The sequence below is a fragment of the Streptomyces argenteolus genome (assembly GCF_042902585.1).
In the GTDB taxonomy this organism is placed as follows: Bacteria; Actinomycetota; Actinomycetes; order Streptomycetales; family Streptomycetaceae; genus Streptomyces; species Streptomyces argenteolus.
Genome location: NZ_JBIBEG010000001.1, coordinates 145,668 through 159,551 on the forward strand (window position 1 = coordinate 145,668; position 13,884 = coordinate 159,551).

Genomic DNA, 13,884 nt, shown 5'->3' on the forward strand with positions numbered 1-13,884 from the left:
GGCCTCTCACCAGCCGCTCAGACCTCGAGGACCTGGCGCTTGTTGTAGGTGCCGCAGCTCGGGCACGCAATGTGCTGGAGCTTCGGCTCCTGGCAACGCTCGCACGAAACCAGGGTGGGGACCGCAGCCTTCCACTGCGACCGGCGGTGGCGCGTGTTGCTGCGCGACATCTTCCGCTTCGGAACAGCCACGGCTACTTCTCCTGCTTCTCGTCGACGCCCGGTTCGGCGCCGCCCATGTTGTCCTTCTCGCCGTCCTGAACGGTCTCGGCGAGTCCTTGCAGTGCCGCCCAACGGATGTCGACGGCATCGTGGTGGTGGTCGGGATTCTCGTCCAGCCTGATCCCGCATTCGGAACACAGACCGGCGCAGGTCTCCTTGCACACCGGCTGCAGCGGCAGTGCGAGCACCACCGCGTCACGCAGCACAGGCTCGAGGTCGAACGAGTCGTCCTCGAGAAAGAACCTGTCCTCGTCGTCCTCGGCGTCGTCGACCGGGTCCGCGGTCCTGCTGCGGTTCCGGTCATCGGCGTCAGGGTACGAGAACATCTCCTGGAAGTCCGCTTCGACCTCGAGGGTCAGCGGCTCCAGACACCTTACGCACTCCCCCTCGGCCGTCGCACGGGCGGTGCCTGTGACGAGCACCCCTTCCATGACCGATTCGAGGCGGAGGTCCAGCGCCAGGGGCGCGTTCTCCGGAACGCCGATGACCCCGTCGATGCCGAGGTCCTTCGGTGCTTCCGCCGTGCGGGTCAGCCGCTTCAGGGCACCAGGACGCCGGCCCAGCTCGCGCGTATCGAACACGAGAGGGCTGCGGTGGTCGAGGTGGCCGTTCAGGGCGTTTCCTGCTTTCGAGATCATGTGCGTGGTGCGGCTTCGGGGGGGCCGCCTCCGTCCGGACGGAAAGAGGGCAGCCGGGATCGCGGACATACGCGCGACCGAAGAGCCAGGATACTGGACGTACCGCCCAGCTCCCAATCCGGTACGGACCGCTCCGGTCAGCGGCCCTGTTCGTAGCGGCGCAGCTGCTCCAGGTCGATCATGCTGGTGTCGAAGAGGCTGGTCTCGTCGAGCGCGCTCTCGCCCTGCTGCGCGGGAGCCTGGGCCTGCTGCGGCCAGCCGTAGTCCTGCTGCTGGTTCGGGTCGTACGCCTGCTGCTGGTAGGCGCCGTAGGGGTCGGCCGGGCCGGGCTGCTGCGGATAGGCGGCGTAGGGATCGGCCTGGCCCTGCTGCTGGTCCTGGTAGCCGTACGTCTGCGCGTACGGCGACTCGGGCTGGGCCTGGGCGGGAAAGGCGCTCTGCGAGGGGTCCTGGTAGCCGGCCACCGGCGCGTAGTCCGGCTGCGCGGGCTCGGCGTAGGAGTGCGGCTGGGGGCTCCGCACCGGTTCCGGGGTGGCGAGCTCGGCCAGACCCGCCCAGTGGTCCTCGTCGCTCGTGTGCTGCAGGCCGCCCGCGGCGTCCTGTGCCGCCATGTGCGCGCCGAGGTCGTCGGTGGCCACCCGGCCGTGCAGCTTCTGCCGCCCCCGGCCGACCGCCTCCAGCGTCTTGGCGAGCACCGCCTCGAAAGCGCCGAGCTTGGTGTCCACGTAGTCGTCGGCCCGCCGGCGGAGCGTCTCGGGGTCGGCGCTGCGCTCGGGAGCCTCCGCGAAGTCGGGGTCCTCGTAGCCCTGTTCGTCGACGCCCGCCCCGCGGCCCAGAAGCTTCTCCCGGCCGCGGTCGACGGAGCCGATGGTCTTGGTGAGGACGACCTCGAAGTTGGCGAGCTTGCTGTCGACGTACTCGTCGGCCTCGGCGCGGACCTCGTCGGCCTCCCTGCGGGCCTCGGACAGGATGCGGTCGGCCTCGGCCTGGGAGCGCTGGGCGATCTCCGTGCCGGAGATCAGTGAGCCGCGCTCGGCGCGGGCGGACTCGATGATCCGTTCGGCCTCCTGCCTGGCCTGCTCCACGAGCTGCTCACTGCCGCCGATGAGCTCCTCGGCGTGGGCGAGCGAGCCGGGCAGCGCGTCGCGCACCTCCTCGAGCATCGCGAGCAGCTCGGCGCGGTTGACCACGCAGGACGCCGACATGGGCATGGAGCGGGCGTTCCCGACCGTTTCGACGATCTCGTCGAGCTTCTTCTGCACGTCCACCGTGTGCTCGCCATTCTCTGCTGCTGTTGGAGACGGACGGGACGACTGTAAGGCCAGTCGCCTCCCGTCCGACACCTGGTGACGGCCGGTCAGCCCGTCACTTCTCGCCGAGGCGCTTCACGAGGGCCTCGTGAACGGTCGGCGGGAGCAGGTGCGCCACGTCGCCGCCCCAGGTGGCGACCTCCTTGACCAGGGAGGACGACAGGAAGCTGTAGGTGGGGTTGGTCGGCACGAAGAGGGTCTCGACCCCCGAGAGGCCGTTGTTCATCTGGGCCATCTGCAGTTCGTAGTCGAAGTCGCTGACGGCCCGCAGGCCCTTCACGATCGCCGGGATGTCGCGCTGCTTGCAGAAGTCGACCAGCAGGCCGTGGAAGGACTCGACCTGCACGTTGCCGAAGTCCGCCGTGACCTCGCGGATCAAGTCGATCCGCTCGTCGACGGTGAACAGGCCCTTCTTGGACTGGTTGATCATCACGGCGACGTGCACGACGTCGTACAGCTTCGAGGCTCGTCCGATGATGTCGAGATGTCCGTTGGTGATGGGGTCGAACGACCCCGGACAGACGGCGCGGCGCAACGTGGTTCCCTCGCTCTCCGGTGCGGTCATCGTGCGTCTTCGCACGTAGAGGCGGCGCGACCGTACCAAAACGTGGCCTCGCCGTAACGGCGGGCCCGCAGTGGCTCGAATCCTTCGGGCCAGTGGAATTCCCCGCCTCTGGTGCTCCGTTCCACCGTGACGAGGGCATCGCCCGTGAGCCACCCCTGAGCACGGAGTGTGAGCAGGATCTCCCGAAGATCGTCGTCGGTGACGGCGTAGGGCGGATCGAGGAAGACCACGTCGTACGGGCCGGAGGGGGCCGGTCCCGTCACGATCTGTTCGGCTTTGCCCGCCCGGAACTCGGCGCCGGGCAGGCCGAGCGTCCGGATGTTGCCGCGGACGGTGCGCGCGGCGGTGGCGTCGGCCTCGACGAGCAGTGCGTGGGCCGCTCCTCGCGAGAGTGCCTCCAGGCCCACGGCGCCCGATCCGGCGTACAGGTCGGCGACACGGATGCCGTCGAGCGTGCCCAGCAGCGCCTGCCAGGTGGAGAACAGGGCCTCGCGCGCACGGTCGGAGGTGGGGCGGGTGCCGGTGCCGGGCGGGACGGCCAGGCGGCGTCCGCCGGCCGAGCCGGCGATCACGCGGGTCATGGGTGTCGGTCCTCGGGTCGCGGGCGGCACACAGGACGGGACGCGTGCCGTGTTCCCACGATATGGCGTCCGCGCGGATCCGCCCGGTCACCCCTTGTCGAGGTACTCCTCCCGGTCCTTGTCGAGCAGTGCGTCCAGGGCGGTGCGCAGCTCGGGCAGCCGCTCCAGGGAGGGGTCGCCCGCGACGACGCGTACGGCTTCCTCGCGGGCCGCCGCGATGACCTCCTCGTCGTCGATGACGCTGAGCACCCGCAGGGAGGAGCGGACGCCGGACTGCGCCTGGCCGAGGACGTCGCCCTCGCGCCGCTGTTCGAGGTCGATGCGGGAGAGCTCGAAGCCGTCGAGGGTCGCGGCGACCGCGGAGAGCCGGGCGCGGGCGGGGCTCGCCTCGTGGGCCTCGCTGACGAGCAGGCAGAGGCCGGGGGCGCTGCCACGACCCACGCGGCCCCTGAGCTGGTGCAGCTGGGAGACGCCGAAACGGTCCGCGTCCATGATCACCATCGCGGTGGCGTTCGGGACGTTCACGCCGACCTCGATCACGGTGGTGGCGACCAGGACGTCCACCTGCCCCGCCGCGAACCGGCGCATGACGTCGTCCTTGTCGTCGGGCTGCATCCGGCCGTGCAGGATCTCGATGCGCAGGCCGGCCAGCGGGCCCTTGGCGAGCTGCTCGGCGATCTCCGTGACGGCGAGCGGGGGCCTCTTCTCGGCGTCCTCACCGGCGGCCGGCTTCCCCTTCTTCTCCGGGGCCTCGTCGTCGTCGCCGATGCGGGGGCAGACGACGTAGGCCTGGTGGCCGTTCTCCACCTCCTCGCGGACGCGTTCCCAGGCGCGGCTGAGGAAGTGGGGCTTGTCCTTGGCGGGCACGACGTGGCTGGCGATCGGCGAGCGGCCGGCCGGGAGCTGGTCGAGCACGGAGGTCTCCAGGTCGCCGAAGACGGTCATCGCGACCGTCCGGGGAATGGGCGTGGCCGTCATGACCAGGAGGTGCGGGGGCTGCTTGCCCTTGGAGCGCAGCGCGTCCCGCTGTTCCACGCCGAAGCGGTGCTGCTCGTCGACGACGACCAGGCCGAGGTCGTGGAACTTGACCTTGTCCTCGATCAGCGCGTGGGTGCCGATGACGATCCCCGCCTCGCCGGTGACCAGGTCGAGCAGTGCCTGACGGCGGGCCGCGGTGCCCATGGACCCGGTGAGCAGGACGACCTTGGTGCCCTTGTCGGAGCCGCCGAGCATGCCGCCTTCGGCGAGCTCCCCCATCATCTCGGTGACCGACCGGTGGTGCTGCTGGGCCAGCACCTCGGTGGGCGCCAGCATCGCCGCCTGGCCTCCGGCGTCGACGACCTGGAGCATGGCCCGCAGGGCGACCAGCGTCTTGCCCGACCCGACCTCGCCCTGGAGCAGCCGGTGCATCGGGTGTTCGGTCGCCAGGTCGCCGAAGATCTCCTCGGTGACCTTGAGCTGGCCGTCGGTGAGCGTGAAGGGCAGCGTCGCGTCGAAGGCGTCGAGCATCCCGCCGGGTACGGCCGCGCGGGCCGCCGCGGGGAGCTGGGTGTCCGCGAAGCGCCGGCGGGCGAGCGCGACCTGGAGGACGAAGGCCTCGTCCCAGCGGAGCCGGTCGCGCGCGGCGGCGATGTCGGCCTTGGTCTGCGGCCGGTGGATCCTGACCAGCGCCTCCGGCAGCGGGACGAGGCCGCGGCCGTCCCGCAGCGAGGGGGGCAGCGGGTCCACCGCCTCCTGGGCGCTGGGCAGCACGGTGTCGACGGCCTTGGCGATCCGCCAGGAGTCGAGCTGCTTGCAGGCGGGGTAGATCGGCAGCAGCTGCCCCGCGAAGGCGTCGACGGCCTCCGTCGCCTCCCCCTCGTCGTGGGCGTCGAGGAGCTGGTACGTGGGGTGGGCGAGCTGCATCTTCCGGTTGAAGACGGAGACCTTGCCCGCGAACATCGCCCTGCGGCCGGGCAGGAGCTCCTTGTGGGGCTTGTGGACGCCGTGCCCGAAGAAGACCAGCTGGAGCCGGCCGCTGCCGTCGGTGAGGGTGACCTCCAGCCGCTTGCCCCGGCCGTTGTTGAACATCATGACCCGCGCGTCGGCCACCTGGGCGACGACCGTCACGTGCTCGTCGAGGGGCAGCTCGGTGAGCGCCGTGAGGCGGCCCCGCTCCTCGTAGCGCCGCGGGTAGTGGTGCAGCAGATCCCCGACCGTGTGCAGGTCGAGGTGTTCGGCCATCACCTTCGCGGTGGCTCCGCCGAGCAGCTTCTTGAGGGGTTCATCGAAAGCGGACACGCGCTCCATTGCACACCACGCCACTGACAGACGGTGGCGGGCACAGCGCGGCGCGGGGTGTCACTCGACGCCGATCAGCAGGGGTGCCGCCTGGTGTCCGCCCCGGTAGACGACCGTGTCGACGGCCAGATAGCCGTCCCGGACGTGCTCGCCGAGTTCCTCGGCCAGGGAGTCGGGCACGTCCTCGCCCAGGATCAGGGTGACGAGTTCGCCGCCGGCCGACAGCATCCGGTCCAGGACCGTACGGGCCGTGGCCTGGACGTCCTCGCCGATGACGGCGACGTCGCCGTCGATCAGGCCGAGGATGTCGCCTGCCTGGCAGATGCCCGCCATGGTCCACGACCGGTGCTCGGCGACGGCCAGTTCGGCGTACCGGGTGGCGCCGGCCGCCGCCGTCATGGCGACGACGTCCTCGTCGAAGCTGCGGCCGGGTTCGTGGACGGCGAGGGCGGCGATGCCCTGCACGGCGGCGCGGGTGGGGACCAGCGCGACGCGGACGCCTTCGGCCCTGGCCTGCTCGGCGGCAGCGGCGGCGGTGTGGCGCAGCAGCGCGTCGTTGGGCAGCAGGACGACCTCGCGGGCATGGGCCCGGCGGATCGCGTCCACCAGTTCGCCGCTGGCGGGGGGTTCGCCGGGGCGGGCCAACACGGTGGTCGCCCCGGCCTCGGCGCACAGCTCGGAGAGGCCGTCGCCGGGGACGACGGCGACGACCGCGCGCTGCACTGGGTCCCGGTCGGCCCTGATCCGGTCGGCGGCGAAGTGGGTGATCCGGATGCGGTACGGCCGGCCCGCCTCGACGCCCGCCTCCACGGCCGCCCCGGCGTCGTCGACGTGGACGTGGACGTTCCACAGGCCGTCCCCGCCGACCACGACCAGGGAGTCCCCCAGGGCGTCGAGCCTGCTCCGCAGGCGGTCGACCGCCTCGTCGGCGGCCTCCAGGAGGTAGATGACCTCGAAGGCCGGGCCTCCGTCCGGGCCCGCCTCCGCGCAGTCGCCGGTCAGCGGCAGGGCCTCGGGTGCGGGCCGGTCCGGGCGCTCCCTGCGCCGTCCGCCGGCCGCTTCCAGCAGCGCCCCGAGCACGGCCACCAGGCCCTGCCCGCCGGCGTCCACGACACCGGCCCTCCCGAGGACGGCGAGCTGGCCCGGTGTCTCGGCGAGGGCGTCCCGCGCACCTTCGTACGCCGCGTCGAGCACGTCCGTGAGGCGGGCGCCGGCGGTGGCACCGGCCGCCACCGCGGCGGCGGTGGCGACGGTCAGGACCGTGCCTTCGACGGGGTGGGCGACTGCGAGCCGGGCCGCGGCGGCGGCCTCCTCCAGGGCGGTGCGCACATGATCCGCGTCACCCGCCTCGGCCAGCACCCCCGCCATCCCGCGCAGCAGCTGGGCCAGGATGGTGCCGGAGTTCCCGCGGGCGCCGATCAGGGCCCCGTGGGCCATGGCGCGTACGGCGTCCGCGGTGCCGGGGGCGGTGGAGCCGGTCTCGTGGGCGGCGAAGACCGCTTCGACGGCCGCCGCGGCGGACTCCACGGTCAGGTACAGGTTGGTGCCGGTGTCCCCGTCGGCGACCGGGTAGACGTTGATGGCGTCGATCGCCGCCCGCTCGCGGCCGAGGGCCTCCAGGGCCAGTGAGCACCAGGTGCGCACCGCGACGGCGTCGAGAACGTCGGGGGACTGCGGCACCGTTGGTCCTCCTTGGGGCGGCCGTGGGGGGCTGGCTGCACCGCAGAGTAGCCCTCGTCCGCAGGCCGGGCGGGCACAGGTGCGGGACGGAGTGCTCGGGGAGCCGTGGTAGTTTCGTATCTCCGACGCAGCCGTTGTATGCTGCTCCGGTTGCCCGACGAGAGTCGGGCCAATCCCTCCGGTACCGCCACTTCAGTAAAATGATTCCGGCGCGCCGGAATTCACTGTAAGTGCATCTGAAGTCTTTGGAGTGACCCGTGGCTGCCAACTGCGACGTTTGCGGCAAGGGGCCGAGCTTCGGCAACAGCATTTCGCACTCGCACCGCCGTACGTCCCGTCGCTGGAATCCCAACATCCAGCGCGTGCGTGCCGTGGTCGGTCGGACGCCGAAGCGGCTCAACGTCTGCACCTCGTGCATCAAGGCCGGCAAGGTCGCGCGCTGACGTCCCCGTCGTAGCGCAGCCTTCCGGTTGCCCAAAAAGCCGGTCCACCTCGGTGGGCCGGCTTTTTGCTGTGCTCCGCGCGAGCCGTGCCCCCGAGGAGCTTCGCCTCCCCCCGCTCGGTCCTGGACGCCCTCGCCGGAGCTGGGCCCCTTGTCCTCGCACCCGGCGGGCGGCTCGTCGCCACCCGGTGCGCTCCTGGCCGCCGGCCGGGCCGCCGGGGCCCGGACCGCGACGGCGCCGCGCACCGGGTTCAGCCGGCGGGGCGGGTGAGCCAGCCGTGGTCGACGGGGCCGATGCCGCCGCCCAGCGCGAAGCCGGCCCGGATCGCGCCGGTGACGTACTCTTTCGCGCCCCGTACGGCGGCCGGGACGTCCTCGCCCCGGGCGAGTCCGCAGGCGATGGCGGAGGCGAGGGTGCAGCCCGTGCCGTGGGTGTGCCGGTTGTCCAGCCTCGGGGCGCGCAGCCAGTGCTCCTCGTCGCCGTCCGTCAGCAGGTCCACGGCGTCGCCTGGGAGGTGACCGCCCTTGATCACCACCCAGCGGGGCCCGAAGGCGAGGATCTCCGCGGCGGCCCGGCGCATCCCGGCCTCGTCGGTGACGGTGACGCCGGTGAGCTGGGCGACCTCGTCGAGGTTCGGGGTGGCGACCGTGGCGACGGGCAGCAGCCGCGTGCGGACGGAGTCGAGGGCCTCGGCGGCCAGCAGCGCGTCCCCGTGCTTGGAGACCCCGACGGGGTCGACGACGACGGGGGCGCCGGTTCCCGCGAGGAGGTCCGCGACGGTGTCGACGAGCGCGGCCGAGGACAGCATGCCGGTCTTCACCGCCTGGACGCCGATGTCGTCGACGACGCTGCGGTACTGGGCGCGTACGGCGTCCGCCGGCAGTTCCCAGGCTCCCTGGACCCCGAGCGAGTTCTGGGCCGTCACGGCGGTCAGCACGCTCATGCCGTGGGTGCCGAGGGCCAGCATCGTCTTCAGGTCGGCCTGGATGCCCGCACCGCCGCCGGAGTCTGATCCGGCGACGGTGAGGACACGGGGCGGTATCGGCGCGGGTGCGGTCATGCCCCGGAATCTACTGGGCGTCCTCGATGGATCCGAAATGGTCCCAGCCGCCCTTGCTCGTCCAGGGCGCCCCGTCGACGGTGACCTGGGGCAGCGCCGACGGGTTGAGGACCTCGCCGATGACCTTCCACCGGGCGGGGAGCTTCACGTCGGCGGGGAAGGTCGCCACGATCGCGTGGTCCTCTCCCCCGGTGAGCACCCACTGCAGCGGGTCGACCCCGACGGCCTGTCCGATGTCGGACATCTGCGAGGGGATGTCGATGAGCCCCGACCGCAGGTCGATGCGGACCTTGCTGGCCTCGGCGATGTGCCCGAGGTCGGCGACCAGTCCGTCGCTGACGTCAGTCATGGCGGTGGCGCCCAGGCCCGCCGCCGCCGGGCCCGCGTGGTACGGCGGTTCGGGGCGCCGGTGGGCCTCGACGAAGGCGCGCGGCGAGCGGAACCCCCGCGAGAGCACGGCGAATCCTGCGGCGGACCAGCCGAGCCAGCCGGTGACGGCCACGACGTCGCCGGGCCGGGCGCCGGCCCGGGTGACGGGCTCGTGGTTGCGCAGGTCGCCGAGCGCGGTGATCGAGACGGTGATGGTGTCGCCCCCGACGACGTCACCGCCGACGACGGCCGCCCCGGCGACCTGGCACTCGTCGCGCAGGCCGTCCATCAGCTCGGCGGCCCAGGTGACCGGCAGATCGGCCGGTACGACGAGGCCGAGCAGCAGCGCGGTGGGCACGGCGCCCATGGCCGCGATGTCGGCGAGGTTCTGGGCCGCCGCCTTGCGGCCGACGTCGTACGCCGTCGACCAGTCGCGGCGGAAGTGCCGCCCTTCCAGCAGGATGTCCGTACTGGCCACGACCCTGCGGTCGGGAGCGGCGACGACCGCGGCGTCGTCGCCGGGTCCCAGCCGTACCGCCGGAGTGGTGGTGAGCCGGGACGTGAGCTCTCTGATGAGCCCGAACTCCCCCAACTCGCCCACGGTTCCCTTCACCGAGTCTCACCTCTCATCTATCGCACCGGACACCTGTCCGGGCTGCTTCGGCGGCCGGAGACCCGGACCGTGGGCGAAGGGCCCACGAGGGGCCGTGGCCCCGGGACGTGCAGACATGACCGTCCCCCTTCCGCCTCGGTGGGCTTGCGGTCGCGAGCCCCAACTGCTGTCGGTACCGTCAAGAGATACGTCAACTTCCGCGGTGCACGCGCCACGCTGTGGACGTCGACCGGCCCGTAGGTCTCCCCTCGGCCCGGGGCAACGCGATAACGTGGCGTCCCTTTCCCCCACATGATCCTCGTGGCCGCCCTGGAGGTTCCGTGGTACAGGCGTACATCCTTATCCAGACCGAGGTGGGCAAGGCGTCGATCGTCGCCGAGACCATCGCCAAGCTCCCGGGAGTGATGCAGGCAGAGGACGTCACAGGCCCCTACGACGTGATCGTGCGCGCACAGGCCGACACGGTGGACGCGCTCGGCCGCATGGTGGTCGCCAAGGTCCAGCAGGTGGACGGCATCACGCGTACGCTGACCTGCCCGGTCGTCCACCTCTGACCCCTGTCTACGCTGGTCCGGTGACTCACACCCGCCGCCGGTCCCCCAGATCCCGCGTTCTCGCACCGTCCGCCGCCCTGTTCGTCCTGACGGCGGCGGGCTGTTCCTCCGGCGGACAGCCCTCGGTGACGGTTCCCACGCCGTCGTCGGAGGCCGCCGGGTACTGCGAGGCACTGCACGAGGTGCTGCCGGAGAACGTCGCCGGTCTGGAGCGGAGCGATCCCTCACCGGCTTCGGACCTGACCGCCGGCTGGGGGGACGGGGCGATCGTACTGCGCTGCGGGGTCCCCCGGCCCGCACGGATGGATGATTCCCAGGCCAAGGGTGTGGACGCGGACGGCGTCAACTGGCTGCTGGAGCAGCGCGATGACGCCGGTCCGCGGTTCACGACCACCTACCGCAAGGCGTACGTCGAGGTGACGCTCGGGGCGGAGTACGCCCATGACATCACCCCTCTGTCGGCGTTCGCCGTACCCGTGAGGAAGACGGTCCCCGACAGTCTCTGACAGCCGGCCGGTGGGGGCGGACCCGCGTCAGCGCAGGCCCGTGGAGCGGTTCAGCGCGGACGTGATCAGCCGGTCCACCAGCTCCGGGTAGTCCACCCCGCTCGCCTGCCACATGCGCGGGTACATGGAGATCGGTGTGAACCCCGGCATGGTGTTGATCTCGTTGATGACGAACGTGCCGTCCTCGGTGAGGAAGAAGTCCGCGCGCACCAGCCCCTCGCAGGAGGCGGCCTCGAAGGCGTCGACGGCCAGCCGCTGGACCTCGGCGGTCTGCTCGTCGGTGAGCGGCGCGGGCACGAGACCGGCGGCCGAGTCGATGTACTTGGCCTCGAAGTCGTAGAAGTCGTGCGCGGTCACGGGCGGGATCTCGGCGGGCACACTGGCGCGCGGACCGTCCTCGAACTCCAGGACGCCGCACTCGATCTCCCGGCCGCGCAGCAGGGACTCCACGAGGAACTTGGGGTCGTGACGCCGGGCCTCCTCGATCGCCTCGTCGAGCCCCGAGGGGTCGTCGACCTTGGTGATGCCCATGGAGGAGCCGCCGCGGGCGGGCTTCACGAAGAGCGGCCAGCCGTGCTCGGCGGCGAACTCCATGATGCGCTTGCGGGCCGCGGGGCGGTCCGACTCCCACTCGCGGGGCCGCACGACCTCGTACGGACCGACCGGCAGGCCGAAGGAGACGAACACCCGCTTCATGTACTCCTTGTCCTGGCCGACGGCCGAGGACAGGACACCGGCGCCGACGTACGGCACACCGGAGAGCTCCAGGAGCCCCTGGAGCGTGCCGTCCTCGCCGTAGGGGCCGTGGAGCATCGGGAAGACGACGTCGACCTCTCCGAGGGCCGTGGGCACCGCACCGGGTTCGCCCACGACGACGTCGCGGTTGCCCGGGTCGACGGAGAGCGTCACGGACCCGTGCGCGGACTCGGCGAGCTGCTCCACGTCCGGCACCTGCCGGTCCGTGATGGCCATGCGGGCCGGGTCGTCGGACGTGAGGGCCCAACGTCCGTCCCTGGTGATGCCGATCGGCAGGACGTCGTACTTCGTCCGGTCGATGGCGCTCATGATGGCACCGGCCGTGACGACCGAGATGCCGTGTTCGGAGCTGCGGCCACCGAACACGACGGCCACGCGCGGCTTGCGGCCCGGCGCGGAGCTCTGCTCGGAGCTCAGGGGGCTCTCAGGGCTCTGGGGGAGGTTCTGGCTGCTCATATCGCGATGAGCGTACCTGCTGGTAGGGCTCGAGTCAGCGCCGCTCGGGCTTGGCGCTGCGCGACATCAGCTCCTTGAGCGCGACCACCGGCGGCTTGCCCTCGTGGACGATGCCGACGACCGTCTCCGTGATCGGCATGTCGACGCCGTGCCTGCGTGCCAGATCGAGCACCGATTCGCAGGACTTGACGCCCTCGGCGGTCTGGCTGGTGACGGCGACCGTCTCCTGGAGCGTCATCCCCCGTCCGAGGTTGGTACCGAAGGTGTGGTTGCGCGACAGCGGCGAGGAGCACGTGGCGACCAGGTCGCCCAGTCCGGCCAGCCCGGAGAAGGTGAGCGGGTCGGCGCCCATCGCGAGTCCCAGGCGGGTGGTCTCGGCGAGCCCGCGGGTGATGAGCGAGCCCTTGGCGTTGTCGCCGAGGCCCATCCCGTCGGCGATGCCCACGGCGAGGCCGATGACGTTCTTCACGGCGCCGCCGAGTTCGCAGCCGACGACGTCCGTGTTGGTGTACGGCCGGAAGTACGGAGTGTGGCAGGCGGCCTGGAGCCGCTGGGCGACGCTCTCGTCGCAGCAGGCGACGACGGCCGCGGCGGGGCGGCGTTCGGCGATCTCCTTGGCGAGGTTGGGGCCGGTGACGACGGCGATGCGGTCCGCCGGGACCGCCGTGACGTCCTCGATCACCTCGCTCATCCGCTTGGCCGTGCCGAGTTCGACGCCCTTCATGAGGGAGACGAGGACCGTCCGGGGCTCCAGGTGCGGGGTCCAGGCGGCGAGGTTGGCGCGCAGTGTCTGGGAGGGCACCGCGAGGACCGCGAAGTCGGCGCCGCGCAGCGCCTCGGCGGCGTCGGTGGTGGCCCTGATCGAGGCGGGGAGCTCAATTCCCGGCAGGTACTGCGGGTTGGTGCGCGTCCGGTTGACGGCCTCGGCCACCTCGGCGCGGCGCCCCCAGAGGGTGACCTCGCAGCCGGCGTCGGCGAGGATCATGGCGAAGGCCGTACCCCATGAGCCGGTTCCGAAGACGGCAGCCTTGGCGGGGTGCGTCACGTGGATCCCTTTCCCTCTGCCTTGCGCCGCTGTTCAGCACGGGCCTTGCGGTGATCGTAGAGCTCGGCGGGCGCCTTCTCGCCGCGGATCTCCTCCAGCTGGGCGGTGACCGCGGCCATGATGGTCTCGGTCGCCTGGCGCAGGACGTCGGGGGTCGCCTCGAGTCCGTAGTAGCGGGAGAGGTCGACGGGCGGGCCCGCCTGGACCACCAGGGTCTTGCGGGGGAAGAGCCGGAGCTTGTTCTTCTTGGCGTACGGCGGCATCACGAGGTTGGCGCCCCACTGGGCGACGGGGATGACGGGGGCCTTGGTCATCAGCGCGACGCGGGCGGCGCCGGTCTTGCCGGCCATCGGCCACATGTCGGGGTCCCGGGTGAGCGTGCCCTCGGGGTAGAAGGCGACGCACTCGCCCCGCTCGATGGCGTCGACGGCGGCACGGAAGGCGTCCAGGGCGTTGGTCGACTCGCGGTAGACGGGGATCTGCCCGGTGCCGCGCAGGATCATCCCGACGAACGGGGTCCTGAACAGTCCCGCCTTGGCCAGCAGCCGCGGGACGCGTCCGGTGTTGTACTGGAAGTGGCCGTAGGACAGCGGGTCCAGATACGAGTTGTGATTGACCGCCGTGATGAATCCGCCCTCGGCCGGAATGTGTTCCCTTCCCCGCCAGTCGCGCTTGAACAGAACCACCAGGGGCGGTTTTGCGATGACCGCAGCCAGGCGGTACCAGAAGCCGATTCTGGGGCGGGACACTCGGACGCCTTCCTTTAGGGACTGACCTGCTGCGGGGGCGGCGGCACTGCTGCCCGTC

15 protein-coding genes are annotated in these 13,884 nt (G+C 71.7%); 3 read left to right on the forward strand and 12 right to left on the reverse strand.

Going from position 1 to position 13,884, the window contains the following annotated elements; genetic code table 11:
• Positions 1 to 17: 17 nt before the first annotated feature.
• The 7 genes from rpmF to ACFY8O_RS00660 all read right to left on the reverse strand — a co-directional run bounded on the left by rpmF (position 18) and on the right by ACFY8O_RS00660 (position 7,275).
• The gene (rpmF, locus tag ACFY8O_RS00630) at positions 18 to 191 is read right to left on the reverse strand and encodes a 50S ribosomal protein L32 (protein ID WP_003965982.1); all 174 of its coding nucleotides are present in this window, start codon (positions 189 to 191) and stop codon (positions 18 to 20) included.
• Between the two features lie 2 nt (positions 192 to 193).
• On the reverse strand, positions 194 to 859 hold the full coding sequence (locus ACFY8O_RS00635; protein WP_145810861.1) for a YceD family protein: 666 nt from the start codon (positions 857 to 859) through the stop codon (positions 194 to 196).
• Between the two features lie 137 nt (positions 860 to 996).
• On the reverse strand, positions 997 to 2,127 hold the full coding sequence (locus ACFY8O_RS00640; protein WP_387897494.1) for an ATP synthase F0 subunit B: 1,131 nt from the start codon (positions 2,125 to 2,127) through the stop codon (positions 997 to 999).
• A gap of 97 nt (positions 2,128 to 2,224) precedes the next feature.
• Positions 2,225 to 2,704 carry a pantetheine-phosphate adenylyltransferase gene (coaD, locus tag ACFY8O_RS00645; RefSeq protein ID WP_208766111.1) on the reverse strand — a complete coding sequence of 160 codons (480 nt, stop codon included), beginning with the start codon at positions 2,702 to 2,704 and terminating at the stop codon, positions 2,225 to 2,227.
• Between the two features lie 26 nt (positions 2,705 to 2,730).
• The gene (rsmD, locus tag ACFY8O_RS00650) at positions 2,731 to 3,315 is read right to left on the reverse strand and encodes a 16S rRNA (guanine(966)-N(2))-methyltransferase RsmD (protein ID WP_145810868.1); all 585 of its coding nucleotides are present in this window, start codon (positions 3,313 to 3,315) and stop codon (positions 2,731 to 2,733) included.
• An 87-nt stretch (positions 3,316 to 3,402) separates the two neighbouring features.
• Entirely contained in the window at positions 3,403 to 5,604 is a 2,202-nt protein-coding gene (gene recG, locus ACFY8O_RS00655) for an ATP-dependent DNA helicase RecG (protein WP_387897497.1), read from the reverse strand.
• A gap of 51 nt (positions 5,605 to 5,655) precedes the next feature.
• The gene (locus tag ACFY8O_RS00660; RefSeq protein ID WP_387897500.1) at positions 5,656 to 7,275 is read right to left on the reverse strand and encodes a DAK2 domain-containing protein; all 1,620 of its coding nucleotides are present in this window, start codon (positions 7,273 to 7,275) and stop codon (positions 5,656 to 5,658) included.
• 257 nt (positions 7,276 to 7,532) lie between these two features.
• On the opposite strand from ACFY8O_RS00660, the gene rpmB reads away from it, so the two are divergent.
• Positions 7,533 to 7,718 (forward strand): 50S ribosomal protein L28, encoded by a 186-nt coding sequence (rpmB, locus tag ACFY8O_RS00665; protein ID WP_003965989.1) that lies wholly within the window; start codon positions 7,533 to 7,535, stop codon positions 7,716 to 7,718.
• Between the two features lie 250 nt (positions 7,719 to 7,968).
• Here rpmB and thiD read toward each other — a convergent pair whose 3' ends face one another.
• Both thiD and ACFY8O_RS00675 read right to left on the reverse strand, forming a co-directional pair.
• Positions 7,969 to 8,778: a bifunctional hydroxymethylpyrimidine kinase/phosphomethylpyrimidine kinase gene (thiD, locus tag ACFY8O_RS00670; RefSeq protein ID WP_387897502.1), complete on the reverse strand. Its 810-nt coding sequence runs from the start codon at positions 8,776 to 8,778 to the stop codon at positions 7,969 to 7,971.
• Positions 8,779 to 8,788: 10 nt separating this feature from the next.
• Positions 8,789 to 9,760 carry a thiamine-phosphate kinase gene (locus tag ACFY8O_RS00675; protein WP_387897505.1) on the reverse strand — a complete coding sequence of 324 codons (972 nt, stop codon included), beginning with the start codon at positions 9,758 to 9,760 and terminating at the stop codon, positions 8,789 to 8,791.
• 320 nt (positions 9,761 to 10,080) lie between these two features.
• On the opposite strand from ACFY8O_RS00675, the gene ACFY8O_RS00680 reads away from it, so the two are divergent.
• Positions 10,081 to 10,314: an Lrp/AsnC family transcriptional regulator gene (locus ACFY8O_RS00680; protein ID WP_145810877.1), complete on the forward strand. Its 234-nt coding sequence runs from the start codon at positions 10,081 to 10,083 to the stop codon at positions 10,312 to 10,314.
• Positions 10,315 to 10,334: 20 nt separating this feature from the next.
• Positions 10,335 to 10,820: a DUF3515 domain-containing protein gene (locus ACFY8O_RS00685; protein ID WP_145810879.1), complete on the forward strand. Its 486-nt coding sequence runs from the start codon at positions 10,335 to 10,337 to the stop codon at positions 10,818 to 10,820.
• Between the two features lie 27 nt (positions 10,821 to 10,847).
• Here ACFY8O_RS00685 and ACFY8O_RS00690 read toward each other — a convergent pair whose 3' ends face one another.
• Genes ACFY8O_RS00690 through ACFY8O_RS00700 form a run of 3 tightly spaced genes read right to left on the reverse strand, consistent with a single transcriptional unit; the run spans position 10,848 to position 13,826 of the window.
• Positions 10,848 to 12,032, reverse strand: coding sequence for a D-alanine--D-alanine ligase family protein (locus ACFY8O_RS00690; protein WP_387897508.1), 1,185 nt, complete (start codon positions 12,030 to 12,032; stop codon positions 10,848 to 10,850).
• A gap of 34 nt (positions 12,033 to 12,066) precedes the next feature.
• Positions 12,067 to 13,077: an NAD(P)H-dependent glycerol-3-phosphate dehydrogenase gene (locus tag ACFY8O_RS00695; protein ID WP_145810883.1), complete on the reverse strand. Its 1,011-nt coding sequence runs from the start codon at positions 13,075 to 13,077 to the stop codon at positions 12,067 to 12,069.
• Positions 13,074 to 13,826 carry a lysophospholipid acyltransferase family protein gene (locus tag ACFY8O_RS00700; protein WP_387897511.1) on the reverse strand — a complete coding sequence of 251 codons (753 nt, stop codon included), beginning with the start codon at positions 13,824 to 13,826 and terminating at the stop codon, positions 13,074 to 13,076. Before ACFY8O_RS00700 ends, ACFY8O_RS00695 begins: the two co-directional genes overlap by 4 nt.
• Between the last annotated feature and the right edge of the window lie 58 nt (positions 13,827 to 13,884).